Source organism: Saccharopolyspora sp. NPDC050642 (genome assembly GCF_040654735.1).
Taxonomy (GTDB): Bacteria; Actinomycetota; Actinomycetes; order Mycobacteriales; family Pseudonocardiaceae; genus Saccharopolyspora; species Saccharopolyspora elongata.
On sequence record NZ_JBFAIN010000050.1, the window covers coordinates 25498 to 47804 of the forward strand.

Below are 22307 nucleotides of genomic sequence, written 5' to 3' on the forward strand. Positions count from 1 at the left end.
TCCCGGTACCGCTTCGGCGAACGGTTGCCGTGTGGAGTGGCTGTGGATGACGTGCTCGCACAGGTCGCGGACGGACATGCGGCCCGCCGCAACACCCATCAGGCCGGATGCCCGCATTGCCAAGCCGCGCTGGCGGAGTATGACCGGTTGTGGGCCCCGGTCCGCGAGGTCGCCGGTGCGGCGGTGCACCCGCCGGAATCGCCGCTGCAGGCCGCCCTAAGACGAATCCGCGGGACGGTCCACAACCCAACCTTTGGAGTGCTGGCTGATGACGACGGGCAGACCCGGATCGCGGCCCGGGTCGTGGTGGTCACCGCCCGGGAGGCGGCTCAAGACGTCCCGGGAGTGCGGGTCGCCTTGAGCCGCCTGCGCCTGCCCGGTAGCGGCTCGGTAGGCCAGGAGAACGCGGTGCGAGTCGGCATGGCTGGCCAGAGTACGGCGATCGTGCTCACTGTGGCCGCAACTTACGGCACGGATCTGTACGAACTTGCGGAGCGCATCCGAATTGCGGTCGATGAACAGGTGCGCGCGGTGACGGGGCTGGAACCCGTGGCCATCACTATCGCCATCGACGACGTGTTCGCAGCGCACAGCGACATCGCCCTCTCCGACTAGGCGCCCGGTGACGCTCCCTGCGGCCAGGTGCGCGAGAGCACCCGAGCTTCTGGCGTGGCGTCGCATGCGACGCATGTCCCTCATTCGGGGGTCATTCGGTTCGGGGGCGCGAGGAGTAGGTGCTGGCACGTGTCCTACGAGAGCAAGTGCCGTTAGCGCCGCAACACACGGTGAGCTCGGCCTTGTCCGATCGCGAGGGAGAACCACGCTATGACTACACCGACTGGTCAGCAACAGAGTCAAAGCTCGCAGGCCGTGAGTTCTGCCCCGGCGACGCCGTCGCCGCGCAGCCCGGCCGTGGGCGAGTCGCAGCTGGAGAGCAGCCAGGGCAAGACCACCGTCGCCGATGTGGTCGTGTCGAAGATCGCCGGGATGGCGGCCCGCGACGTTTCCGGGGTGCACAGTTTCGGGGGTGGGACTACCCGGGCTATCGGAGCGTTGCGTGAACGCATCCCCGGGGCGCGCGCCTCGTCCACGCAGGGCGTGACGGTCGAGGTCGGAGAAAAGCAGGCCGCGATCGATCTCGTCCTCGTTGTCGAGTACGGCGTGGCGATCGCCGAGCTGGCCCGGGGAGTACGCCGCAACGTCATCGACGGCATCGAACAGATGACTGGCCTGGAAGTCGTGGAGGTCAACATCCACGTCACCGACCTGCACCTTCCCGGTGACGACACCAGCGAGCAATCATCGACGACCGGGCGCGTGGAATGAGCGCCCCAGCTCTGATGGGTGAGGTGGCCCGCAGAGCCGATGCCGTTGCCACGGCTGTGGCCGGGTGTCCGCTCGTGGCCGGGCTGCACGGCGGCCGGTACGACCACATCGCCACCTACCTGCCCGGGCGCCGCGTTGTCGGCATCCGCTTGACCGAGACCGGGCTGGACATCCACGTCGTGGCCCGCTACCCAGCTTCGGTGGCCAAGGTCGCCGACCAAGTCCGCGCGGCTGTCACCCCCTACGCGGGTGGCCTGCCAGTCACGGTCGTCATCGAAGATCTCGAACTTCCCGGACAGCACCAGCTCCGGGACAACCAGACCCAGGAGTGCTGATCATGAACGCCACCCTCATCTGCCTGGCCGTGGGCCTCGTGCTGGGCCTGGCCGGCGCGTTCGGCGGGTTCTCCGCCTTTGCCATCGTGGCCATCCTCGGCGCCCTCGGATTCGGGGTCGGACGCTACCTCGACGGCCACCTCGATCTGGCTGACCTCTTCAGCAGCGAACGCGAGCGAGCCCACCGATGAACCCGTCGACCGTCGCGGGGCCGGGCGCGACAGCCCCCCACCCCAGAACCGCACCCGCAGAGGAGACGGTTTTCCATCCGGGTGCCCGCCACACGGGCACCCGGGGCGGGCAGGTCCCACCGGAGGAGAGGGGCTCGACCACCGTCTCCGAGCGGGTGATCGAGGCCATGGCTGCCCAGATCATCGCCGAGGTCGACCAGGTCGGCGGGGCCGCTCGCCGGGTATTCGGCGTGACCGCAGGCAGTGAACGCGCCGAACAGCAACCCCGGGTCACCGCTGAGGTGCACGGCAGTGTCTGCGCGTTGCGTGTACGCCTGTCGGTGTGCTATCCGGCCCCGGTCGTCCAAGTCACCGAAGAGGTACGCCAGCACCTCATCGACCGGATCGCCACACTGGCCGATGTGCAGGTGCGCATCGTGGACATCACCGTCACCGCGCTATACCGGCCGACCGTTCGCCGGGAGATCCGATGATTCGCCGACCCCGCCGCAGCGTGCCCGCCACCGTGGTTGCCGTGGTGCTGCTGGCTCTGTCGGTGCTCGCCGCCACCGCCGCCATCCAGCACCTCCTCGGATACGACCCGATCGTGTCGCCGCAGGCCCTGACCACCCCCGTGGTGGGCCGCGCGTGGAACGACCCCGTCACCATCACCGCCGGCGTCATCGCCACCCTGCTCGGACTGATCCTGCTCGCCACCGCGCTTCGACCCGGAAAGCCCACCGTCCTGCCTCTGGCCGACGACCCAGGCACCGGACCTGAACACACCGACACCGGGGTCTCCCGCCGAAGCCTGCGCAAGGACCTCACCTCCACCGCCGCCGCGGCCGACGGAGTCAGCGCGGCCCGGCTCAAGGTCGGCCGACGCCGCATCACCGTCACCGTGCGCACCCCCGTCGCCGACACAGGCGGCATCCCCGAGCAGGTCCGCGGCCTGCTGGCCGACCGGCTCGACGACATCAATCCGGCGCGCAGGCCCGCGCTGCGCATCAAAGCCTCCACGAAAAGGAGCAGCTGATGGCCAGTCCCAACCCGCCTGCTCTCCTCAACCGCACCCTGCTGGTGCTCACCGGTGTTGTGCTGCTGGTCGGCGGCGTGTGCATCTTGGCCAGCGCGTTCGGTGCGATGCCTCTGCTGGCTCCCGAGGCTCCGGTTGTGTCCACCGTGCCGCCGCTGGCGGGTTGGGTGCCGTGGGTGGTCGCCGTCGTGGCGGTGATCGTGGGGCTGTTGTGTCTGCGCTGGCTGCTGGCCCAGACCCTGCGCCGCGCGAAAACCGGCACCTGGCAGCTGAGCCAGAACCCCCGCAAAGGTCAGACCCGCCTCGACACCGATACCGCTGCCGTACCTCTGGTCGAGGAGATCGAGACCTACCCCGGGGTGCATCGGGCCCGTGCCCGCCTGGCCGGCACCCGCACCCACCCGGTGCTGCACCTGGCAGTGGTCACCGAGGACCGCGCCGACATTCGCCAGGTGCGCCACCGCATCGACGCCGAAGCCATCCCGCGGATGCGTCAAGCCCTCGAACTCGAGCACCTCGACTCCGACCTGCTGCTGCGCCTGGGTACCGCCCGCAGCGCCCGCACCTACTGAAACGGACGACCGGACCCGGCCCGTTGACCAAAGCACTGCGCGCTTCCCAGTGATCGTGGGCCCAACCACGGAGTGTTGCGCAGCTTGGAGATCACGAGGTGGATGTCAGTGCGCACCTGCTCGTTGAGATCCCCTCCCGAGGTGTCCGCTTTCTCAGGTCGCGGGAACACGCAGTGGCCTGGCCACGGCGTCACCAGGCTTCTCCAGCCGGACGCAGACTGATGTCCGTTCCACCGCTACAGGCTCGGCGGTGAGCTGCAAGTCGCGTTGGAGCATTCCATGGTCACGGGGGTCAGTAGGGAGTGTCGGTTGTGGGTCCAACACTCGAGCAGGAGTGTTTCGAGTTTGTTGGCCAGGTGGGTGCTGGCGCGGATGCCGAACACGACATCGGATGCCAGCTCTGGCTCGGCATTCAGCAAGGGGTTGAGGACGCCCCGTCTGACCAGTTGCTCGTGGACCGCGTCGGCTTCGATGTGCTCGGAGTAGAAATCGATGGCCTCGGGGGTGCAGTCCAGCCGTCGCATCGCTTGGACAAGGCGATCAGAGCCGGGTGACGAGGTGAGCTCGATGGTGGCGAACTGCCCCAGTAACGCGCCTCTGAGCTTGCGGTGAAGCCCGCACATCGACATCAGGTTGACTTCGGCGAGTGTCTCGGCTGGGGCGGAATCGACGTAGGCGCCGTAGCGGTCATCTACGCCGAGAGCGCGCATCATCTTGGCGAACAGGTGGGAGTGCATGCGCTCGGGGGAGCCCGCACCGTATTCGTCGTGTTCGATGGTGACCAAAGCGGCCTTGGCCGGCCCCGAGAGCCGGGGGATCGCCCAGGCTTGTGGGTCGGCTTCCTTGAGGTGGTGGAGCGATCGGTGTGCTACGTACTCGCGTAGCTGCCACAACTGCCCGTCACGGCGGAGGTACTGCGTGATGCCCCAGGCATCGGCAGGCTCGACGAGAAGGCTCTGCAGTTCGGCTTCCACGTCATCGCCGGCGGGGACGTCGTCGCGTAGGGCAGTAAGGAACACCCGCTCCAGTTCTTGGCGGAGCGCCAACAAGGTCGGGTCCCACTCCTGCTCGGGTTCGACGCCGCGAAAGCCACGGTAGTGCAGTTCGTAAAGACAGTAGAGGGCGAGCTGCAGATCTCGCCCGTAGGGTTCCGCGCGTCCCAGGGACCGTCTCGGAGCGGAATTACTGCGAAGTGCTTCGAGAACTGCGGCTGACAGCGGTCCACAGGGGGATGGCAGCTCGGGGCTCTCAGCGCTGCCGATCTTCTTTGATGGCATTGTCGTGGGCGTCATCGGTCTTCCTCAGACGGTTTCGGGTGGCACGGCGATGGCTGGTGTCGCATATCGGATAGCGGCAGCTTCGTCGGCATGCGCACAGGGCGGTGACCGCGCGTTCGGAGCACACGCGACGTCCGTCCGGTGTGAACAGTTCGACCGGGCCGTAGATGAGAACAGGGCCCTCGCCGGTGATCTCGACGCGGGTGTGCGAACGGTCAGCCATGGTGGGCCTCCACCACGACGAGTTCCTCTTCGTGGTGGCTGGTCTTCAACAGACCGCGATCTTCGAGTAGTGCGGCGCGGGCTCGCATCACCGGGCCGAACGGCACAATCGATCGCGCTACCACTTGTGCTTGCATGTCGGCTTCCTCCAGGCGCGCCACGGTCGCGTTCACACCGCACACCTCAGATTGCACGATCAAGGCTGTTCCGTCGCTGGTGAGTGCATGAGCAGACCCGGAACAGACCCGGTCGAGCACTTGCCTGCCGTCAAATCCGGCGTCCCAGCAGCGAGCGATCCGGTGGCGGGGGAGTATCGAAGTTGGTGCGGGTACATAGGGAGGGTTAGCAAGGAGGAGATCGAATTTTTCGCCCTGCACAGGTTCGAAGAGGTCGCCGCGACGAACGTGGACCGCGGCTCGGTAAGTCCGGGCGTTGAGCCATGTTGCGGCGATCGACCGCAGGGACAGGTCGATCGCGGTGACCGATGTCGCGCCAGCGCGTGCTGCCTCGATGGCGAGGGCACCTGTTCCGCAACCGACGTCTAACACGCGCCGTCCGTGTGCGTAGCGTCCTTGGCGCATGACGTCTGTCAGCAACGAAGTGTCATCGGCTACCCGATATACGCCGGGCGGTCGTATGAGGAGCACGCCGCCCTGATACCCCTCCCGCAGGCGAGCGAAACATCGCGGGCCACGCGCCTGTTTCGGTTCCGGCCCACGCTACGTTCAGCGGCGGTGGAAGAGGAAGAGACCGTACTTCCAGCGCTGGTCAATCCAGTGCGTGTGAGGGATGAGGTCGAACTGGCGCATGTTGTCGACGAAGCGCGATGGGTCGAATTTCGCGGAAAACCCAACGTTGATTGAATCGCCTGCCCGGAACTTCAGCTCCACATCCAGTGCACGTAGTTTCGCCATGTGGTCTTTCGTGGCGTAGAGATGCCCCTCGACGGCGTGGGTGTGCTCGTTGTAGTGGGCCCGTGCCTGAAAGCGGTCGAGCACGAAATCGCCGTCGAAGCGTCGGTTGATGTGCGCCAGGTGGTTGAGCCGGAAGCGTACGAACGCGGAGTGGCCGGGTGGGTCGTTGTAGCACGATTCGAAGATGTGCGCGGGCTTGATCAGGTCCACCGAAACTAGGAAGCAGTCGCCGGGGGCGAGTGTGCGGGTGATCTCGGTGAGCAGATTGCGGCGTTCGGTGGGGGTTGTGTTTCCCAGTGTGCTTCCCAGCAACGTCACTGTGACCGGGGTGGACCGTTCTCTGCGGATCCAGCGAAGCCCAGCTTCGTAGCGACCCCACAACCCACGTACGGTCACGTCGCGGCAGTCGATGGCTAGCGCGTCGCCGCTGGACACGAGCATTTCACGGCTGACGTCGATGGGCAGGAAGGTCGTTTGACGCCGAGCAGCGCACGCGGCCAGTAGAACTCGTGTCTTCTTGGCACTTCCGCTTCCGAGCTCCGCGATCCACGGAGTGCCAAGCTCGTCCGCGATGTCGTTGGCATGACGCCGCAGCAGTCCGTCTTCCACACGGGTCAGGTAGTAGTCCGGTAGCGCGGTGATCTCCTCGAAGAGATTCGAACCGAGCGCGTCGTAGCCGAAGTGCGACGGGATCCGAGGCGGTGCCTCTCGCAAGCAGGACACGAGCGCGTCACTATCGGTCCAGAAGCTGGTGTCGCCATCTACGGACTCGATGGACTCGATCCCAGCTCGGCCCTCCACCTTGCTCACCAACCTTCGTTGCTGGGTGTTTTGGGAGCACGCGCTCGTCATGTTGGCCAAAACTTAGGCGTGAAAGCTCTTCTGGTCGGCTACGAAACGCTCGGCCGGTACCTGGTTCGAGGCAGAGCTCATGCGGCGCGTGCGTAAGGATCTTTCCGACGTGCAGAACGGTAGATCGCGACCCCGTGGTGGTGGGCCGCCCAGCGATCGAGCACCCTAGAGCGGTCGGCGCCGGGACGTTTTGCTTCGCGTCCGCACCTTTGGCACGGTCAGAGCACCCGATTACGAGCTACCGGTACGTGAGTGCGGACGCCCGCTCCCCAGGTCCGAGCACAGCTGCGCTGGGCCGCGCTTGCCGTCACAAACATGGCCAGCAGGGTGACAGCCTCCGCCGGCAGGATCAGGATGACATCCTCCATAAGGAACTTCCCTCCGTGCGGGTTCGTCTGTCGAGCCCAGAGGATCTCCGGAGCCGACCCACCGTGGCAGGGCATGGTCGGTGATCCGGGTAAACCCAAAGCGAGGGTTCATCGGATCCCATCACCTGATCCAGATCTGGCACGCCAGTGGCAGGCGGTCGGAGCCTTCTACGCTGCTGTACGGACCGGTCACTTCGTCCAGGTCCTCGACCTCGACGTCGTTTTGCGCACCGACTTCGGCACGCACCGGGCGAAGCTCGCCACCGCAGGGGCGCGGGCCTGCTTGGCCTACGGCCGGCGCGCCGCGGACGACGGTTGGCGGCCAGGCAATGGCGACCGTGGCATCGAGGTCCTCGGCCTCGCCCCGCGAGTACCGGCGGAACCCCTCGATGGGCACGTCGACCACCACGAGTACCCGGGCTGCGGTCTCGATCTCATCCAGGAGATCGTCTGGCGGTAGATCAGGTTGACGTACCAGGGTCGTCTCCCTTGCTCCAATACACGATCACAGTGCGGAGTTGATGCGTCCAGTGTCTCACGCGGAGGCCCTGGGGTGCTCCTGAAGCAAAGTCGAACTGGTAGGAGCGAAAGTCGGCTGGAGATCGCGCCGGAATCGATACGGCGAAATGTTTCTCGATGCAGACGGAAGTGGCTTCTCGAATGCCAGGACATCGCTCGACAACTAGTGCAAGTTGTCGACGGTTCAATGGCAGGGTTCAGCGATAGCCGGAAAAGCGGTTGCAATCCGTCTGGGGTGCGTTCATGGCTTCGGTGTGTCAAATTAGTTTCCATCTGACAAGTAAATTGGCCCGGACTCGAGCGCGCGGCTGAGTGTGAAGCCTCAAGTAGTGCGCGAACCGCCGAGGCGCCACCGGGCCTAGATCACGCAATCATAGGTGCGATTCGAGGAGCGAAGACGATGAGTGACGTGTCGCCAGAACCGAACGTCGAGCAGGTCACTGTTTGGCGCAACCTGCTAGATGCTCTAGGGCAACTAAGCTCAGCTTGGGAGGGCGCAGTGGACGCGGAGTCAGGCGCCGCCCGTGGAGAGGGCCCCGGTGCAGCCCTGCCAGATGATTTGGTTACGGCGTTCGCGCTTGCTGGGTCGCGCGGCGCCGTGGCATTGGCTGGGATTGCTGATGCCCTTGCCGCGCAGGAACACGGTGAAGCGTTCGCCGAAGTCGCAGAGACACAACGGCATGCGCAGCGGGCCTGGTATAGTGCCCGCCGCGAAACTTCGGGTAGTTCGAACGAGGAACCGACGACTCCAACGCACGAGGGGGAGGGCGACGGAACCTCTACTAGCCAGTAGATTCATTGGTGTTGTGCAAGGGGTTCGGCTTCGTTCCTGGCTACGCGCAAGGCGAAGATCCGGGGCGGCGTCATCCTCGCCATTGACGACAACACGCGCCACGGGTTGCCCTGCTAGCATGGCATCCATCTCGGCGGGGCAAATCGAGAGCTGTTCGAACGTTCCCAGGTCCTGAATGGACGATCGCTGCTCACGAGCCTGCGGGATCTTCCTCGGATCCGCGCCACCAACAGCGGAGTTCGGCTGGCCCGCCTCAGCCGGCGCGGGAGGGGTGCCACACGCCAACTGCCTCAACACCGTTCGCCGGACCCGCGTCCATTCCTCGGCGAGGTCAGCGTGATCAATCGCCGCCGAGCAAGGCGGCACCGGCTCGACACGGAAAAACACTCGTCGCTGCCCTGCCTGCTCCCGGCATCGTGAATCCTCTGCTGGGTCTGCTGCGAGGCGCCAACGTGTAGATCCCCCAGAACCCATCCGGGAAGTACCTGCAATCGGTTTGACAAGCAGGAAAGCCTGATTTGGGGCGGTCTGATGGCCTGGCTATTCAGAGTGCTTCTGCTCGGGAGTCCGGTTCTGAGGAGTCATTCAGTTGTCCCTCCGTGAGCAGGCGAGCTCCGCGTGGCTCGTTCCAATCATCGTGGCGCCCCACGTACGTTGGTGTAGGGTCTCAAACCGCATGACATGTCGAACTTGTTTAACCTACGGTTGCCCTTCTGTCTCACGGTGACTGCGGCCGTGATCAGTCTCAAACTCGTGGCATTTCTTCGCCCCGGCGCAGCCGGTCGGGTCCGACTAGCCGCGCCGGTCTCACAGGGTGGGCCGCCGTGCCGATGCCGATCAGGACGCGGCAGACCACCAGCGCCGCGATGTTCGGCGCGAACGGGGCCGCCACCGAGGTGATGCCGACCAGGACGAGCCCGGCGAGGCTGGTGCGGCGCGGGCCGAGCACGTCGGCGATGCGGCCCATCGCCGGGGCGGCGACGGCGGTGGCCAGGTGGAGCGCGGAGACCAGCCAGGTCACCGAGGTGCCCGCGTCGAAGTGGGAGCGGATGCCGACCAGGGCGACCGCGATCATCGAGGAGTTGAGCGGCTGCAGGATGGTGCCGAAGGCGATCGGGGTGATGAACCTGCCCGGTAACTCCGGTTCGGGCTTCGCGGACTGCGGCAGATCTTCAGCCTTGCTGTCTTTTCAGGGGGATGGTTCGGGTGTGGTTCGTGGCATCGGTCATCTCGGCTCGGAGCTGGGTCAGGAGTCGGCGAGGCGGTCCAGCAGCCTGGCGGAGAGCACCAGCAGCTCCCGCTCGACATCGGTGAGACCGGTCATGGCCTGGGCCAGCCACGCCTCGCGCCGGCTCCGGTCCCGCAGGACCTGGCGGCGGCCGGAATCGGTGATCCGGACGATGGCGGCCCGCCGATCGGCCGGGTCGGTGTCGCGCTCGGCCAGCCCGGCATCGATCAGGTGCTGCACGATCCGGGCCATGGACTGCGGGGTGATCCGCTCGGCGGCGGCCAGCGCGCTGGCGGTCGCCGGACCGTCGCGTTCCAGGCGGCCCAGCACCGCCAGGCGCCCCAGGGGCAGCTCGCCGGACTCGCGCTCGGCGCGCAGCCGCCGCGCCAGGCGCATCACGCCCATCCGGACCTCGGTGGCCGCCGCGGCGATCCCGGCGGTGTCGTCATCGGCGGCGGGATCGTCATGGGTCATGTATTTAGCATAGCTGTGCTTCTCGATGTGGTCAGAGGCGCTGCAGCCGGGCTGTGACGTGAGGCGTCATCGGCAGGCCGACCATGGCGCGGCTCTCGGCGTAATGGAGCGCGCCGTCGGCGTCGAGCGCGTAACTGCGCTGCGCGGCCTCGACGTCCTTCGCGGTCGCGGCGCGGACGACGGTGTCGGTGGCGAGTTCCCAGCGCTGCGGGCTCGCCGTGCCGTAGAACAGTTCCAGGATTCCGGTGCAGTGGCTGATCAGCAGCTCCAGGCTCCCGTCCGGTTGCGGCCGCCACCAGCCGGTTTCCCACGCCGCCGGCCGCAGGACGTTGCCTTCGGCGTCGAGCAGCCAGGCTCGTGCCTCGTGGCGCAGGAACGGCCGCCCGTCGTGGGCGATCGTGACCTGCTGTCCGAACCGGTACGGCCCCTCGATGCTCGGGTAGTCGACTTCGCCGGCCCCGCGCCACACGCCGACCAGATCCTGCAGCGGGGCGCACGCGCCGTGCAGCGGCGGCCCGCTGCGCAGGTCCGTGGTCTCGGCCGGGATGGGCAGCGGAGCGTGCTCACTGGAAGAACCCATGCGGGCAGGGTAGCGGCACGATCAACGCGGGTTCGTCGTCCACTGTGGAATCTGCGGTCGGCCCGATTCGCTAGGGCCGGCGCGCCGGGGCGGTGCCGCGCTCCAGTCGGGCCTGCAAGCCGTCGAGGTTGCGGGTCAGCGCGTGCTCGAAGAGGCCGTCGATGTCGTCGACGACCTCGCTGTTCAAGTCCGCGAGCATGGGGAAACGCCCGGTCGCGTACAGCGCCTTCACCTGGTCGTCCAGCGACCTCCACCACTGCTCGGCGCCGACCCCGGTCGCCTCCTCGGCCTCGGCCTCGGATTCCCGGGACAGCGCGAGGCCGCGCACCATCGACGGCAGCGTCAGCGCCTCGCGCGCGATCTCGTCCGGGTCCAGTCCGAGGCCGTCGAGGGCTCGCAGGGTCCATTCGGTGTGCGCCATCGCCTCCGGAACCAGCTGCGGGCGCGTCATGGACACCGCGCTCGCCAGCCAGGGATGCCGCAGGTAGAGCTCCCACTGCGTCCGGCACACGAGTTCGAGCTTCGCCCGCCAGCCGGGCGGGCCCGGTTCCGGCAGCGGCCGTTCGAGGAACGCGACGCGCATCATCTCGCGCACCAGCTCGTCCTTGCTCGCCACGTGCCGGTAGAGCGACATCGGGCCGACCCCCAGCTCGGCCGCGATCCGGCGCATGGACACCGCTTTCGTCCCTTCGGCGTCGGCAGCCGCCACCGCGACGGCGACGATCCGCTGCAGGGTCAGCGGCGGTTCGGCCGGGCGATCCGGTGGCGGCTGCGGCGGTGCGCTGACGACCGTGCCCGCGCCGCGTCGCGCTTCGACCAGCCCTTCGCGGCGGAGCTCGGCGAGCGCCTTCGTGGCGGTGGCCATGGCCACGCCCCATTCGCGGGTGATCGAGCGGGTGGACGGCACGCGGTCGCCGGGGCGCAGTTCGCCGCGCGCGATGCGATCGCGGATCGCCGAAACGATCCGCAGGTACGGGGGCTCGGTCCCTCTGGTCATCGGCACCTCCAGCGGCATCGTAATCGTACTAGTGCACTAGGTCGGAAAACTAGTGCACTTTGTTTGAATAGTTCCATCAACCTGCGTATTTACAGGGATTTTGATCCGGTTCGAGCATTGATTGACAGTGTTCGATACGGTGTACCCGTGATTGAGTACGGCGTATTGCGGAGGACTTGATGCACGATCCCGAAGCCGTCGTCGGCACGCTCGTGGCGGCGTTCGACGACGACCCGTTGACGAACTGGCTGTTCCCCGATGCCGAAGATCTGCGAGCGGCCCTGCCCCACGTCTTCGGCCCCGCGGTCGCGGCGTCGATCGAAGCGGGGGAGCTCGCCGTGGCCGGTGATGGCTCGGCGGTGGCGGTCTGGCTGCCGCCTGCGGACCACGATGCGGAGATCGGCGGCGACCGCGAGCTCCCGGCCGCGTTCCTGCCGCACCTCGAACGGCTGGAGATCTTCAACAGGCTGGTGCTGGCGCGGCATCCGCGCGGGCGCGCGCACCTGTACCTCCCGTTCCTGGGCGTCCGGCCGCAGCGGCGTGGCGAGGGGCTGGGATCCGTGCTGCTGGCCGACCGGCTGGCCCGAGCCGACGCCGCTGGCGTGCCCGCGTACCTGGAGGCGAGTTCGCCCCGCAATCGGCCGCTGTACGAACGCCACGGCTTCCGGGAGCTGGGGGAGCCGGTCGCGCTACCCGGCGGGCCGACGGTGTGGCCGATGTGGCGGGACCCGAAGACCAACGAAGAGGAGAACTGACATGAGCGTGACGAGCGAGATCATCGCCGGTGGCGACGACGACTTCATGACGGTGCGGAAGGTGACCGCGGCGGGCGGCCAGCGGGAGATCGGCCGCGCGCTGGCCGCCGAGGCCGCCGCGACCTTCGGTTGGGCGCCGGTCCTGGTCGACCCGGTGGTGAACCGGGCGCGACGCACCTGGTTCGAGCGGAACTGGCCGCAGCACCACGAGCGGATGCGCGGCGCGGCCGAGGCGGCCGGCGTCGACCCCGACGACGACCGGGTGCACCTCGACGGACTGACCGGCGTGCCGAGCGGATCGGCCTGCTCGGTGACCTACCTCCGGCCGTCCGCGACGAAGGAGGGGCACGGGCTCTTCGGGCGCAACTACGACTTCTTCACCACCAGCGCCGAGGAGATCTTCGCGGCGCTGGGTGGGCCCGAGCCGGCCGGGCCGCGACCGCCGATGGCATCCAGGCCGTACGTGCTCAACAGCATCCCGGACGCCGGCCCGACCACGACGGTGCTCACCATGAACGAGCTCGACGGCTGCATGGAGGGCATCAACGAGCACGGGCTCGCGGTGGCCCTGCTGATCGCCGACGCGGAGAGCACCACGCCGCCGGTCGAGGCGGGCCCGCAGGTCGGGATCTCCTCGGCGCAGCTGCCCAGGTTCGTGCTGGACACCTGCGCCACGGTGGACGAGGCGAAGCAGGCGCTGCTCGGCGCCAAGCACTACGACCTGGGCGTGCCGCTGCACTACCTGATCGCGGATGCGGCGGGCAACGCGTTCATCTGGGAGCGCGGCGACGCCGGCATCGAGCACATCATCGACATCGACGGCGACGCCCTGTGCCTCACCAACCACCTGGTGCACAAGCGGCAGGCGGGAGAACTGCCGCAGGACAACGAGGAAACCCTGCAGACCTACGGGCGGTACCGGACGCTGGTCGACCGCACCGGCGGCTCGGTGATGTCCGGGGAGCTGCTGCGCGCGACCCTCGACGAGATCGGTTTCGACGCCACCAACGCCGGGCACTACCCGGTCCGGACGCTCTGGCGCACGGTGTTCGACCTCGACGAGCGCACCATGTCGACGCGGTTCTACCTCGGTGACACCGCGACCGGCGGCCTGCGGCACAGCGCCGAGCTGACCTTCGGCCCCGGCCTGCTGGCGGGCTGACCTCAGCCCTGCGCCGCCGGCCCTTCGGTGTCCGATGTGGACGGTTCGCGGCGCAGGGTGTCCCGGACGAGGTCGCGCAGCCAGTCCGTGCCCGGCGCGGGAATGGCCCGCCGGTACGTGTAGAGCGCGACCTCGACCGTGGGGATCTCGAACGGCAGCTCGAAGGTCCGCACCCGCGACGAGCGGGTGAACAGGCCCGCGACGCCGCTGGGCACCGCCGAGAGGTAGCGGGTGCGGGCGAGCAGCTCGGGCAGCACCGCGAAGTGCGGCACCCGCGCCGCGACCTCGCGGCGGTGCCCGAGCCGGGTCAGCTCCTGGTCCGCGTCGACGTGCCCGGCGGCCGGGTCCACCACGATGTGCCGTTCCCGCAGGTACTCGTCCAGGGTGGGGCGCTCGCCGATGCGCGGGTGATCGCGGGCGATCAGCCCGACGTAGCGCTCCTGGAACAACCCGTCGCGGCGCAGGTCCGGCGCGTCGATGCGCGGCGTGCAGATGACGGCGTCGGTGCGCCCCTGGCGGAGCTGCTGCGGCGCGGCGGCCATGTCCAGGGGCGTGACCTCGACGGTGCAGCGCGGTGCCTGCTCCTCCAGCCGGGCCAGGATCGGCGGCAGCAGGCTGATCTCGCCCAGGTCGGTCGCGCAGATCCGGAAGGTGCGCACCGACGTGGCCGGGTCGAACCGGCCCGCCCCGGACACCGTCTCGTCGATCACCTCGAGCGCCTGCTGCAGGCGCGGGTACATCCGCTCCGCGATCTCGGTCGGCGCGAGGCCGTCGGGGGAGCGGGCGAACAGCTCGTCGGCGAACTGGCGCCGCAGCCGGCGCAGCGAGTGGCTCACCGAAGGCTGCGTGATGAACAAGGCCTCGGCGGTCTTCGTCACGCTGCGGGTCTCGTAGAGCAGCACGAAGGTGCGCATCAGGTTCAGGTCCACGTCGACCACGCAGTGAGAATAAGTCCTGTCTATGCCGGGATCAACAGCATTCATTAGGACTATGACCACTGCTTGCCTAGGGTGGCGGGCATCACCGAAAGGCCCACCGAGCCGGAAGCGAGCAACGATGCCCGACGTGCGCCAGGCGACCTACGACCTGCTGCGATCGCATGATCTGACCACGATCTTCGGCAACCCCGGATCCAACGAGCTGCCGTTCCTGGCCGGCATGCCGGCGGACTTCCGGTACGTGCTCGGCCTGCACGAGGGCGCGGTGCTGGCGATGGCCGACGGGTACGCGCTGGCCCGCGGCGGTTCGGCGCTGGTCAACCTGCACGCGGCGGCCGGCACCGGGAACGCGCTGGGCCCGCTGACGAACTCGGTGTACTCGCACAGCCCGCTGATCATCACCGCCGGGCAGCAGGTGCGCTCGACCATCGGCCAGGAGGTCATGCTGGCCAACGTCGACGCCGCGACGCTGCCGAAGCCGCTGGTGAAGTGGAGCTGCGAACCGGCGTGCGCGCAGGACGTGCCGCGCTCGATCAGCCACGCGATCCACATCGCGAACCTGCCGGCGAAGGGCCCGGTGTACGTGTCGGTGCCCTACGACGACTGGAGCCAGGAGGCGCCACCGGAAGCACGGCACCTGCTGGAGCGCACCACCGGCACCGCCGGTTCGCTCAGCGCCGCGCAGCTCGCCGACCTGGCCGGCGCGCTCGACGCGGCCGAGAGCCCGGTGCTGGTGCTAGGACCGGAGGTCGACGCGCAGTACGCCAACGACGACGCGGTGCGGCTCGCGGACCGGCTGGGCGCGCCGGTGTGGATCGCGCCCTCGGCGTCGCGCTGCCCGTTCCCGACCCGGCACCGCAGCTTCCGCGGCGTGCTGCCCGCCGCAGTCCAGGGCGTCACCAACGCGTTGGCGGGCCACGACCTGATCCTCGTCGTCGGCGCGCCGGTGTTCCGCTACCACCAGTTCGTGCCCGGCGAGTACCTCCCGGCCGGCGCCCGGCTGATCCAGCTGACCGGCGACCCGGGCGAGGCCGCGCGGGCGCCGATGGGGGAGGCGCTGGTCGGCGACGTCAAGGATGCGCTGTCCAGGCTGGCCGAGACCGTCACCGCCGGGCGCCGCCCGGAGCTGCTGCCGCTGGCGGAGCACCCGCCCGCGCCCTCGGGCGGCGACCGGCTGCACCCGGCGGAGCTGTTCGCGGTGCTGCGGGAGAACGCACCGGCAGATGCCGTCTACGTCAAGGAATCCACCGCGACGGCGGCCGATTTCTGGGCCCAGATGGACCTTTCGCGGCAGGGCAGCTACTTCTTCCCGGCCTCCGGCGGGCTCGGCTTCGGGCTGCCCGCCGCCGTCGGCGCACAACTTGCCCACGACGACCGCCAGGTGATCGGGCTCATCGGCGACGGCTCGGCCAACTACGGCATCACCGCGCTGTGGACGGCCGCGCAGTACGAGATCCCGGTGATCATCGTGATCCTGAAGAACGGCACCTACGGCGCGCTGCGCTGGTTCTCGAAGGTGCTCGACGCGGCCGAGACGCCCGGTATGGACGTGCCCGGCATCGACTTCGTGCAGATCGCGGGCGGCTACGGCGTCGCGGCGACCTCGGTGCGCACCCGCGAGGAGTTCGCCGACGCCCTGGCCGCCGCACTGCGCTCCGGAAAACCGGCCGTGATCGAGGCCGAGACCGAACTAACCGAACCCTGACCGGCCGTTCCCCTACGGCAGCGGAACCCCAAGGAAGAACATATGGCCCGGCAAACAGTTGGGGCCGTGGTCGGCGACGCCCGGCTCAACGGCTTCCACATCAAGGTCCTGATCATGTGCTCGTTGCTGATGATCGTGGACGGCTACGACATGGTGTCCTACGGCACCGTGATCACGCACCTGATGGACGAGTGGCACATGGACCCGGTGACCGCCGGGACGCTCGGCTCCGTCGCGCTGGTCGGCATGCTGGTCGGCGGCCTGTTCGTGGCGCCGCTGGCCGACCGGTACGGCAGGCGGCCGCTGATGATCACCTGCGTGACCATCGCCAGCATCGCGTCGTTCAGCTGCGCGCTGGCCACCGGGCCGGCGCAGCTGGGCGTGCTGCGGTTCGTCGTCGGTGTGTCGTTGGGCGCGCTGGTGCCCAACTTCAACGCGCTGGCCGGCGAAATCGCGCCGCGGCGGGCGAAAGCCCTGTTCGTGACGCTGGTTTCGTCGTTCTACTCGGTGGGCGGGATCGCCGCCGCGGTGTTCGCCATCTACATCGAGCCGCTGTGGACCTGGCGCGGCGTGTTCTACGTGGCGGCGATCCCGCTGCTGATGGTGCCGTTCCTGCTGCGCCACCTCCCGGAATCGCCGGACTTCCTGGCCACCCGGGGCGACCGGGAGCGGCTGCTGGTCGTGCTGCGCAAGATCGACCCGGCCGCGGAGCTCGGCGACGTGGTCGTCGAACGGAGCGCCACGGCGGACAAGGCCTGGCTGCGGCAGCTGTTCGCCGGCGGCAACGCGATCAACAACGTGCTGATCTGGGTCTTCTTCGCGATGTGCATGCTGCTGAGCTACGGGCTCAACACGTGGCTGCCGAAGCTGATGCAGACCGCCGGCTACTCGCTGGGCTCCGCGCTGTGGAACCTGGTGGTGCTCAACCTGGGCGGCATGGTGGGCGCCATCGCGGGCGGCTGGATCGCGGACCGCTGGAACTACCGCAACACGCTGGTGGCGTACTTCGTGCTGGCGTCCGCCTCGCTGATCGGCCTGTCGTTCAACCCGAACTCGGTGCTGCTCAACGTGCTGCTGTTCGTCGCCGGGGCGGCGACGGTCGGCGTGCTGGCGATCATCCACGCGTTCGCCGTGGAGTACTACCCGGCCGCGGTGCGCTCCACCGGCGTCGGCTGGGCAGCCGGGATCGGCCGCATCGGCGCGATCGGCGGCCCCACGCTCGGCGGCGCACTCTTGGCGCTGGAACTGCCGTTCCAGCAGAACTTCATCGCCGTCGCGGTTCCCGGTGCCATCGGCGCGGTCGCCGTGGCGCTGGTGGCCGGGAAGAAGTTCCGCGCCCCGGAACCGGAGCGGGCAGCCGCGAGCTGACCAGGACCACAAGTTCGATTCGCTTGAGAAAGGCCGTTGTACATGACGATTCTGGATGTCGAACGCTGGGCGAAGCGCGTTTTCACCGGTAGCTGGAGCACGGCGAGCGGCACCCCGACGGAGGTCGTCGAGCCGGCGACCGGGCAGGTGCTGGGCCACGTCGGCGCCGCCACGCCAGATGACATCGACGAGGCGTGCGCCGAGGCGGCCGCCGCGCAGCGGGAGTGGGAGAACACGCCGTTCGAGGAGCGCGCCGCGATCATGCGCCGCGCCGGGCGGCTGTTCGAGGAGCACGCCGAGGAGATCCGCCGCTGGATCATCCGCGAGGCCGGTTCGATCCCGCCGAAGGCGGAGCTGGAGGCGCACAGCGCGGCCAACGAGTGCTTCGAAGCGGCCGCGCTTCCGTCCCACCCGGCCGGTTCGCTGCTGCCGTCGGCGGACGGCCGGCTGAGCCTCAGCCGCCGGGTGGCCGCCGGGGTCGTCGGCGTCATCGCGCCGTTCAACTTCCCGCTGATCCTGTCGATCCGCGCCGTCGCCCCGGCGCTGGCGCTGGGCAACGCGGTGGTGCTCAAGCCCGACACCCGGACCGCGGTGTGCGGCGGCGTGGTGCTGGCCGCGATCTTCGAGGCCGCCGGTGTCCCGGAAGGCGTGTTCCAGATGCTGCCGGGCGGCGCAGACGCCGGGGCGGCGCTGGTGGCCAACAAGCACACCCGCGTCATCGCGTTCACCGGCTCGACCGCCGCCGGTCGCAAGGTCGCCGAATCCGCCGCGACCCACTTGAAGCGCGCGCACCTGGAGCTCGGCGGCAACAATGCGCTGATCGTGCTGCCGGACGCCGACGTCGCCGCCGCCGCGTCGGCGGGCGCCTGGGGATCGTTCCTGCACCAGGGGCAGATCTGCATGGCCGCGGGACGGCACCTGGTGCACGAGTCCATTGCGGACGAATACGTGGCCGCGCTCGCCGAGAAGGCCCGCAACCTGCCGGTCGGAGACCCGAACACCGCCGAGGTGGCGCTGGGGCCGATCATCGACGAGCGCCAGCGCGACAACATCCACCGGCTGGTCACCGAGAGCGTCGCGGCGGGTGCGACGCTGGCCGCCGGCGGCGAGTACGACGGGCTGTTCTACCGGCCGACGGTGCTAGACCACGTTCGCCGCGACACCCCGGCGTTCTGCGACGAGATCTTCGGCCCGGTCGCGCCCGTGCTGCGCTACCGCACGGTCGAGGAAGCCGTCGAGATCGCGCGCGACACCGAGTACGGCCTGTCGCTGAGCGTGCTCGGTGGCGATGCCATGGCGGCGTGGGAGGTCGCCAAGCAGATCCCCAGCGGCCTGGTGCACGTCAACGACCAGACCGTCGGGGACCACGCGCACATCCCGTTCGGCGGCGTGGGCGCCTCCGGCAACGGCGGTCGCGTCGGCGGCGCGGAGGCCAACCTGGAGTCGTTCACGGAAACCCAGTGGGTCACCATCCAGGGCAAGATCCAGCAGTACCCGTTCTGATCCACGACGGCATCGAGGACCGGCTCGACCTCCCCGAGGTCGAGCCGGTCCTCGTTATGGCGGTGTCGCTACCGATGGTATCGATACCGATCGTAGCGAAAGTTGTTATCGTGTGGCCATGCCCCGAGCGACCGCATCCGTCAGACCCCCGGGCCGCCCGCGCGCCGGCATCGACGCCGAGGTCTTCGCCGCAGCGCTGAGCACGGTCCACGAGCTGGGGTACGCGGGCGCGACGATGGATCGCATCGCGGCGGCGGCGGGCGTGGCGAAGACGACGATCTACCGTCGCTGGCCGTCGAAGGGCGCGCTGATCGCGGACTGCCTCGTCGACGCGTTGGGCCCGGTGCCGCTGACGGGCACCAGCCGGGAAGAGGACATGGCGGCGGCCACCCACTGGGTCGCGGCGAAGATCGGCGAGCCCGGGGTGGGCGCGGCGTTCGCGGGCGTGTTCGTCGACGCCGTGAGCGATCCGGCCCTGCGCGAGGTCCTGTCCACGCGGTTGCAGGACCCGTACCGGCTCGCGCTCCAGGAGGCGCTCGGCGAGCCGGAGAACCAGGTCCTGCTCCTCATCGACGTCGTCGTCGGAACCCTGCTCCACCGGATGGGCATGACCGGCGCGCCGATGGTCGACGAAGACGTCACCGCACTGGCGGAGATGGTCCTCCGCCACTTCGCCGATCCGGCCTAGAACTTCGGCCGGACCGGCGGCTCGACGGTCAGTCGAAGGGCGTGCCGACGTAGTTCTCGGCGAGCAGGGTGCGGCCGGCCCGGGAGCGGGTGACCGTGTCGAGCTCCGCGAGCTGGCGGTTGTGGTCGAAGCCGCTGGCCTCCGGCATGCGGTGCAGCATCGACGTCATCCACCACGAGAAGTGCTGCGCCCGCCAGACCCGCGGCAGCGCCGTGGCGGTGTAGGCGTCGAGCGCGGTGCGGTCGCTCTCGGCGAAGAAGCGGTCCATGGCGCGGGAAAGCACGTAAACGTCGGCGATCGCCAGGTTCATGCCCTTCGCGCCGGTCGGCGGCACGGTGTGCGCGGCGTCGCCCGCCAGGAACAGGCGGCCGTACTGCATCGGCTCGCAGACGAAGCTGCGGAAGTGCAGCACCGACTTCGAGAAGATCGGGCCCTCCTTGATCTGCGCGCCCTCCACCCGGGTGTGCAGCTCCTGCCAGATCCGGTCGTCGGACCAGTCCTCGACCGCGTCGTTCGGGTCGACCTGCAGGTAGTGCCGCTGCACGGTCGCCGACCGGGTGCTGATCAGGGCGAAGCCGTTGCGGTGGTGCGCGTAGATCAGCTCCTCGGAGGACGGCGGTGCCTCGGCGAGGATGCCGAACCAGGCGAACGGGTACTGTCGGAAGTGGTCCTGCCGCGGCTTCGGCGCCGGGATCAGGAACCGGGTCGTGGTCCGCGATCCGTCGCAGCCCGCCACCAGCCCGCAGGTCAGCTCCTGCTCGACGCCGTCCTGGGTGAAGCGGATCGTCGGCGCGTCGCCGGTGATGCCCTCCACCTGCACGTCGGAGACGCCGAAGCGGATGTCGCCGCCGTCGGCGAGGCGCTTGGCGATCAAGTCCTTGAGGACCTCGTGCTGCGGGTAGATGGTGACGCCGCGGCCGCCGGTGAGGCCGGCGAAGTCGATGCGGTGCCCGCGGCCGCCGAAGCGCAGCTCGATGCCCTCGTGCACCATGCCCAGCCGGCGAACGCGGTCGCCGACGCCGGTCTCGGTCATCAGGTCCACGGAGCTCTGCTCCAGCACGCCCGCGCGGATGGTGCCCTCGATCTCCTCGCGGGTGCGGGTGTCGATGACGACGGACTCCACGCCGCGCTGGTGCAGCAGGTGCGAGAGCATCAGCCCCGCGGGTCCCGCCCCGACGATCCCGACCTGGATCTCCATGTGCCGCTTCCCTTCTCGCGCCGCCGCGGCACCGGTGCACTCCGATGTGACCGGCACCGCAGGCCGGCCCCCACCATCGGTTGCGGGCCGGGGGAGAAGGAACGCCCCTTTCCGTTCACCGGAAGCCCGATCGCGGCGGCCGGTCAGCGGGCGGTGGCGTCCCCGGGCACGGTGAGGTCGCGGCTTGTCAATGCTCTTGCTCAGCCGGGTTCGCCGCGTCGCTTGCGGTGGATGACCCAGCCGAGGTCGACCGCGGCGATCGCCGCGAGCACGACCAGCGCCCAGCCCAGCCAGGCCAGCTCCGGCACCGCCAGGAACAGCAGGACCGCCGCGCCCGCGCAGAACACCAGGCCGAATCCGGCCAGCCAGATCCGCAGCGTGAGGGCGCTGCGGGCGTACGGCGCGCCGGCGAATCCGGCCAGGGGATCGTGGTAGCCCGGCAGGCCCCGCTCGTACTCCTCGCGCTTGCGCTTCGGCATGCCACCCGGCTACCCGTTCCGGCGCGTTTGCTCACCTGATCGCCGGTCCGGGACTGGGTCTCTGTACGGAGTCGGCCGCGACGCCCGCTACGTCGCCCGGAAGCTGGCGGCCTACAACGCGTAGGGGTCGGGCTCGATCTCGACCTCCGAGGTGTGGTCCACCCGGTAGCCGACCCCGCGCACCGTGGTGATCAGGTCCAGGCCGGGGCCGAGCTTGCTGCGGATCCGCCGGACGTGCACGTCCACGGTGCGGGTGCTCGGCGAGCTGTTGAGGTGCCACACGGCGTTGAGCAGCGCGCCGCGCCGGTGCACCCGTCCCGGGTTCTCGCACAGGAACAGCAGCAGGTCGAACTCCAGCCGGGTGAAGTCGATGAACGTCCCGTCGGCGCGCACGACTCGGCGCGGGGCGACCAGGATCCGCAGGGCGGGCTCCACCGGGGCGGGCAGCGCGCGCAGCCGCGGCGCCTGCGGTCGGGCCTGCACCTCCACAGTGGACTGGCCTGGTATTTCGGCCAGGTCGCGGATCTTCCGGGCGAAATCGCGTTCCAGCGAGGCCAGATCTCGTTGCGGGACGACGAACCGGGCGGTCACCTCGATCACCGCGCCACCGTCCGCCGGGTCCAGGAATGCGGCTTCCAGCGTCATTGCACAGGTCTCCGTCTCATCGCGGCGCGGGCGCATCCCGGCGCCGGTGCGAACAACAGCAACCCGGCGGCAGGCGGCTCGGACGAACAGCGGAGCGGCGCCGGGGCAAGGGGAGATCAGGTGCGCGGACAAGCCGCGGAAGCGACCCACAGCAGGTCGATGTGCGCGCGCTGCACGAGCAGCGGTCCCGGCGTCATGAGGTT

At 69.0% G+C, this 22307-nt stretch carries 27 protein-coding genes; 13 read left to right on the plus strand and 14 right to left on the minus strand.

Features of this window, described 5'->3' with window-relative positions; translation table 11 throughout:
* Positions 1-42: 42 nt before the first annotated feature.
* The 7 genes from AB0H93_RS39775 (at position 43) to AB0H93_RS39805 (ending at position 3439) form a co-directional block, all read left to right on the plus strand.
* Positions 43-615, plus strand: coding sequence for an Asp23/Gls24 family envelope stress response protein (locus AB0H93_RS39775; protein ID WP_358581015.1), 573 nt, complete (start codon positions 43-45; stop codon positions 613-615).
* A gap of 255 nt (positions 616-870) precedes the next feature.
* Positions 871-1326, plus strand: coding sequence for an Asp23/Gls24 family envelope stress response protein (locus AB0H93_RS39780; protein ID WP_358581017.1), 456 nt, complete (start codon positions 871-873; stop codon positions 1324-1326).
* Positions 1323-1661, plus strand: a complete 339-nt coding sequence (locus AB0H93_RS39785) for a hypothetical protein (protein WP_358581019.1) — start codon at positions 1323-1325, stop codon at positions 1659-1661. The genes AB0H93_RS39780 and AB0H93_RS39785 overlap by 4 nt, the downstream gene beginning before the upstream one ends.
* A gap of 2 nt (positions 1662-1663) precedes the next feature.
* Complete coding sequence (locus AB0H93_RS39790) at positions 1664-1852, plus strand: hypothetical protein (RefSeq protein WP_168588647.1); 189 nt, start codon at positions 1664-1666, stop codon at positions 1850-1852.
* On the plus strand, positions 1849-2325 hold the full coding sequence (locus AB0H93_RS39795) for an Asp23/Gls24 family envelope stress response protein (protein ID WP_358581021.1): 477 nt from the start codon (positions 1849-1851) through the stop codon (positions 2323-2325). The genes AB0H93_RS39790 and AB0H93_RS39795 overlap by 4 nt, the downstream gene beginning before the upstream one ends.
* Before the next feature lie 41 nt (positions 2326-2366).
* Entirely contained in the window at positions 2367-2867 is a 501-nt protein-coding gene (locus AB0H93_RS39800) for a DUF6286 domain-containing protein (protein ID WP_358581024.1), read from the plus strand.
* Positions 2867-3439: an alkaline shock response membrane anchor protein AmaP gene (locus AB0H93_RS39805; RefSeq protein WP_358581026.1), complete on the plus strand. Its 573-nt coding sequence runs from the start codon at positions 2867-2869 to the stop codon at positions 3437-3439. Before AB0H93_RS39800 ends, AB0H93_RS39805 begins: the two co-directional genes overlap by 1 nt.
* 236 nt (positions 3440-3675) lie before the next feature.
* Here the strand turns inward: AB0H93_RS39805 and AB0H93_RS39810 are convergent, their stop codons facing one another.
* The 10 genes from AB0H93_RS39810 to AB0H93_RS39855 all read right to left on the minus strand — a co-directional run bounded on the left by AB0H93_RS39810 (position 3676) and on the right by AB0H93_RS39855 (position 11663).
* Positions 3676-4731 carry an iron-containing redox enzyme family protein gene (locus tag AB0H93_RS39810; RefSeq protein WP_358581028.1) on the minus strand — a complete coding sequence of 352 codons (1056 nt, stop codon included), beginning with the start codon at positions 4729-4731 and terminating at the stop codon, positions 3676-3678.
* The gene (locus AB0H93_RS39815) at positions 4688-4939 is read right to left on the minus strand and encodes a CDGSH iron-sulfur domain-containing protein (protein WP_358581030.1); all 252 of its coding nucleotides are present in this window, start codon (positions 4937-4939) and stop codon (positions 4688-4690) included. Before AB0H93_RS39815 ends, AB0H93_RS39810 begins: the two co-directional genes overlap by 44 nt.
* A complete protein-coding gene (locus AB0H93_RS39820) occupies positions 4932-5585 on the minus strand; it encodes a HemK2/MTQ2 family protein methyltransferase (protein WP_358581032.1) in 654 nt (217 codons plus the stop codon). The genes AB0H93_RS39815 and AB0H93_RS39820 overlap by 8 nt, the downstream gene beginning before the upstream one ends.
* Positions 5586-5663: 78 nt before the next feature.
* Positions 5664-6662 (minus strand): L-histidine N(alpha)-methyltransferase, encoded by a 999-nt coding sequence (locus tag AB0H93_RS39825; RefSeq protein ID WP_358581034.1) that lies wholly within the window; start codon positions 6660-6662, stop codon positions 5664-5666.
* A gap of 531 nt (positions 6663-7193) precedes the next feature.
* Positions 7194-7478, minus strand: a complete 285-nt coding sequence (locus AB0H93_RS39830; protein WP_358581037.1) for a hypothetical protein — start codon at positions 7476-7478, stop codon at positions 7194-7196.
* A 624-nt stretch (positions 7479-8102) separates the two neighbouring features.
* The gene (locus tag AB0H93_RS39835; RefSeq protein WP_358581039.1) at positions 8103-8273 is read right to left on the minus strand and encodes a hypothetical protein; all 171 of its coding nucleotides are present in this window, start codon (positions 8271-8273) and stop codon (positions 8103-8105) included.
* Positions 8274-9129: 856 nt separating this feature from the next.
* On the minus strand, positions 9130-9552 hold the full coding sequence (locus AB0H93_RS39840; RefSeq protein ID WP_358581102.1) for an MFS transporter: 423 nt from the start codon (positions 9550-9552) through the stop codon (positions 9130-9132).
* A 78-nt stretch (positions 9553-9630) separates the two neighbouring features.
* Complete coding sequence (locus AB0H93_RS39845) at positions 9631-10086, minus strand: MarR family transcriptional regulator (protein ID WP_358581042.1); 456 nt, start codon at positions 10084-10086, stop codon at positions 9631-9633.
* Positions 10087-10117: 31 nt separating this feature from the next.
* On the minus strand, positions 10118-10666 hold the full coding sequence (locus AB0H93_RS39850) for an FABP family protein (RefSeq protein WP_358581045.1): 549 nt from the start codon (positions 10664-10666) through the stop codon (positions 10118-10120).
* 70 nt (positions 10667-10736) lie between these two features.
* Positions 10737-11663: a GntR family transcriptional regulator gene (locus AB0H93_RS39855; protein ID WP_358581048.1), complete on the minus strand. Its 927-nt coding sequence runs from the start codon at positions 11661-11663 to the stop codon at positions 10737-10739.
* 179 nt (positions 11664-11842) lie between these two features.
* On the opposite strand from AB0H93_RS39855, the gene AB0H93_RS39860 reads away from it, so the two are divergent.
* Both AB0H93_RS39860 and AB0H93_RS39865 read left to right on the plus strand, forming a co-directional pair.
* Positions 11843-12418 carry a GNAT family N-acetyltransferase gene (locus AB0H93_RS39860; protein WP_358581050.1) on the plus strand — a complete coding sequence of 192 codons (576 nt, stop codon included), beginning with the start codon at positions 11843-11845 and terminating at the stop codon, positions 12416-12418.
* Position 12419: 1 nt separating this feature from the next.
* A complete protein-coding gene (locus tag AB0H93_RS39865) occupies positions 12420-13580 on the plus strand; it encodes a C45 family peptidase (protein WP_358581052.1) in 1161 nt (386 codons plus the stop codon).
* 2 nt (positions 13581-13582) lie between these two features.
* Here the strand turns inward: AB0H93_RS39865 and AB0H93_RS39870 are convergent, their stop codons facing one another.
* On the minus strand, positions 13583-14518 hold the full coding sequence (locus AB0H93_RS39870; protein ID WP_358581054.1) for a LysR family transcriptional regulator: 936 nt from the start codon (positions 14516-14518) through the stop codon (positions 13583-13585).
* Between the two features lie 118 nt (positions 14519-14636).
* Here AB0H93_RS39870 and mdlC point away from each other — a divergent pair, with 118 nt between their 5' ends.
* The 4 genes from mdlC to AB0H93_RS39890 all read left to right on the plus strand — a co-directional run bounded on the left by mdlC (position 14637) and on the right by AB0H93_RS39890 (position 19782).
* Positions 14637-16223 (plus strand): benzoylformate decarboxylase, encoded by a 1587-nt coding sequence (gene mdlC / locus AB0H93_RS39875; RefSeq protein WP_358581056.1) that lies wholly within the window; start codon positions 14637-14639, stop codon positions 16221-16223.
* A gap of 42 nt (positions 16224-16265) precedes the next feature.
* Positions 16266-17591: an aromatic acid/H+ symport family MFS transporter gene (locus tag AB0H93_RS39880; protein WP_358581058.1), complete on the plus strand. Its 1326-nt coding sequence runs from the start codon at positions 16266-16268 to the stop codon at positions 17589-17591.
* Positions 17592-17633: 42 nt separating this feature from the next.
* Positions 17634-19094, plus strand: a complete 1461-nt coding sequence (locus AB0H93_RS39885) for an aldehyde dehydrogenase family protein (protein WP_358581061.1) — start codon at positions 17634-17636, stop codon at positions 19092-19094.
* Positions 19095-19212: 118 nt separating this feature from the next.
* Entirely contained in the window at positions 19213-19782 is a 570-nt protein-coding gene (locus AB0H93_RS39890; RefSeq protein WP_358581064.1) for a helix-turn-helix domain-containing protein, read from the plus strand.
* 28 nt (positions 19783-19810) lie between these two features.
* On the opposite strand, the gene AB0H93_RS39895 is transcribed toward AB0H93_RS39890, so the two are convergent.
* The 3 genes from AB0H93_RS39895 to AB0H93_RS39905 all read right to left on the minus strand — a co-directional run bounded on the left by AB0H93_RS39895 (position 19811) and on the right by AB0H93_RS39905 (position 22104).
* Positions 19811-20980, minus strand: coding sequence for a 4-hydroxybenzoate 3-monooxygenase (locus AB0H93_RS39895; RefSeq protein ID WP_358581067.1), 1170 nt, complete (start codon positions 20978-20980; stop codon positions 19811-19813).
* A 200-nt stretch (positions 20981-21180) separates the two neighbouring features.
* Positions 21181-21459 (minus strand): DUF6343 family protein, encoded by a 279-nt coding sequence (locus tag AB0H93_RS39900; RefSeq protein WP_358581070.1) that lies wholly within the window; start codon positions 21457-21459, stop codon positions 21181-21183.
* Between the two features lie 111 nt (positions 21460-21570).
* Entirely contained in the window at positions 21571-22104 is a 534-nt protein-coding gene (locus AB0H93_RS39905; protein WP_358581073.1) for a winged helix-turn-helix domain-containing protein, read from the minus strand.
* Positions 22105-22307: the final 203 nt, after the last annotated feature.

What these genes read in the sequence shown, in the direction of transcription:
- AB0H93_RS39905 (WP_358581073.1), bottom strand. Translation starts at nt 22,104, where the DNA reads ATGACGCTGGAAGCCGCATTCCTGGACCCGGCGGACGGTGGCGCGGTG.
- AB0H93_RS39860 (WP_358581050.1), top strand. Translation starts at nt 11,843, where the DNA reads ATGCACGATCCCGAAGCCGTCGTCGGCACGCTCGTGGCGGCGTTCGAC.
- AB0H93_RS39890 (WP_358581064.1), top strand. Translation starts at nt 19,213, where the DNA reads ATGCCCCGAGCGACCGCATCCGTCAGACCCCCGGGCCGCCCGCGCGCC.
- AB0H93_RS39865 (WP_358581052.1), top strand. Translation starts at nt 12,420, where the DNA reads ATGAGCGTGACGAGCGAGATCATCGCCGGTGGCGACGACGACTTCATG.
- AB0H93_RS39855 (WP_358581048.1), bottom strand. Translation starts at nt 11,663, where the DNA reads ATGACCAGAGGGACCGAGCCCCCGTACCTGCGGATCGTTTCGGCGATC.
- AB0H93_RS39815 (WP_358581030.1), bottom strand. Translation starts at nt 4,939, where the DNA reads ATGGCTGACCGTTCGCACACCCGCGTCGAGATCACCGGCGAGGGCCCT.
- AB0H93_RS39880 (WP_358581058.1), top strand. Translation starts at nt 16,266, where the DNA reads ATGGCCCGGCAAACAGTTGGGGCCGTGGTCGGCGACGCCCGGCTCAAC.
- AB0H93_RS39805 (WP_358581026.1), top strand. Translation starts at nt 2,867, where the DNA reads ATGGCCAGTCCCAACCCGCCTGCTCTCCTCAACCGCACCCTGCTGGTG.
- AB0H93_RS39900 (WP_358581070.1), bottom strand. Translation starts at nt 21,459, where the DNA reads ATGCCGAAGCGCAAGCGCGAGGAGTACGAGCGGGGCCTGCCGGGCTAC.
- AB0H93_RS39845 (WP_358581042.1), bottom strand. Translation starts at nt 10,086, where the DNA reads ATGACCCATGACGATCCCGCCGCCGATGACGACACCGCCGGGATCGCC.
- AB0H93_RS39895 (WP_358581067.1), bottom strand. Translation starts at nt 20,980, where the DNA reads ATGGAGATCCAGGTCGGGATCGTCGGGGCGGGACCCGCGGGGCTGATG.
- mdlC (WP_358581056.1), top strand. Translation starts at nt 14,637, where the DNA reads ATGCCCGACGTGCGCCAGGCGACCTACGACCTGCTGCGATCGCATGAT.
- AB0H93_RS39795 (WP_358581021.1), top strand. Translation starts at nt 1,849, where the DNA reads ATGAACCCGTCGACCGTCGCGGGGCCGGGCGCGACAGCCCCCCACCCC.
- AB0H93_RS39790 (WP_168588647.1), top strand. Translation starts at nt 1,664, where the DNA reads ATGAACGCCACCCTCATCTGCCTGGCCGTGGGCCTCGTGCTGGGCCTG.
- AB0H93_RS39850 (WP_358581045.1), bottom strand. Translation starts at nt 10,666, where the DNA reads ATGGGTTCTTCCAGTGAGCACGCTCCGCTGCCCATCCCGGCCGAGACC.
- AB0H93_RS39810 (WP_358581028.1), bottom strand. Translation starts at nt 4,731, where the DNA reads ATGACGCCCACGACAATGCCATCAAAGAAGATCGGCAGCGCTGAGAGC.
- AB0H93_RS39785 (WP_358581019.1), top strand. Translation starts at nt 1,323, where the DNA reads ATGAGCGCCCCAGCTCTGATGGGTGAGGTGGCCCGCAGAGCCGATGCC.
- AB0H93_RS39835 (WP_358581039.1), bottom strand. Translation starts at nt 8,273, where the DNA reads ATGCCGTTGTGTCTCTGCGACTTCGGCGAACGCTTCACCGTGTTCCTG.
- AB0H93_RS39885 (WP_358581061.1), top strand. Translation starts at nt 17,634, where the DNA reads ATGACGATTCTGGATGTCGAACGCTGGGCGAAGCGCGTTTTCACCGGT.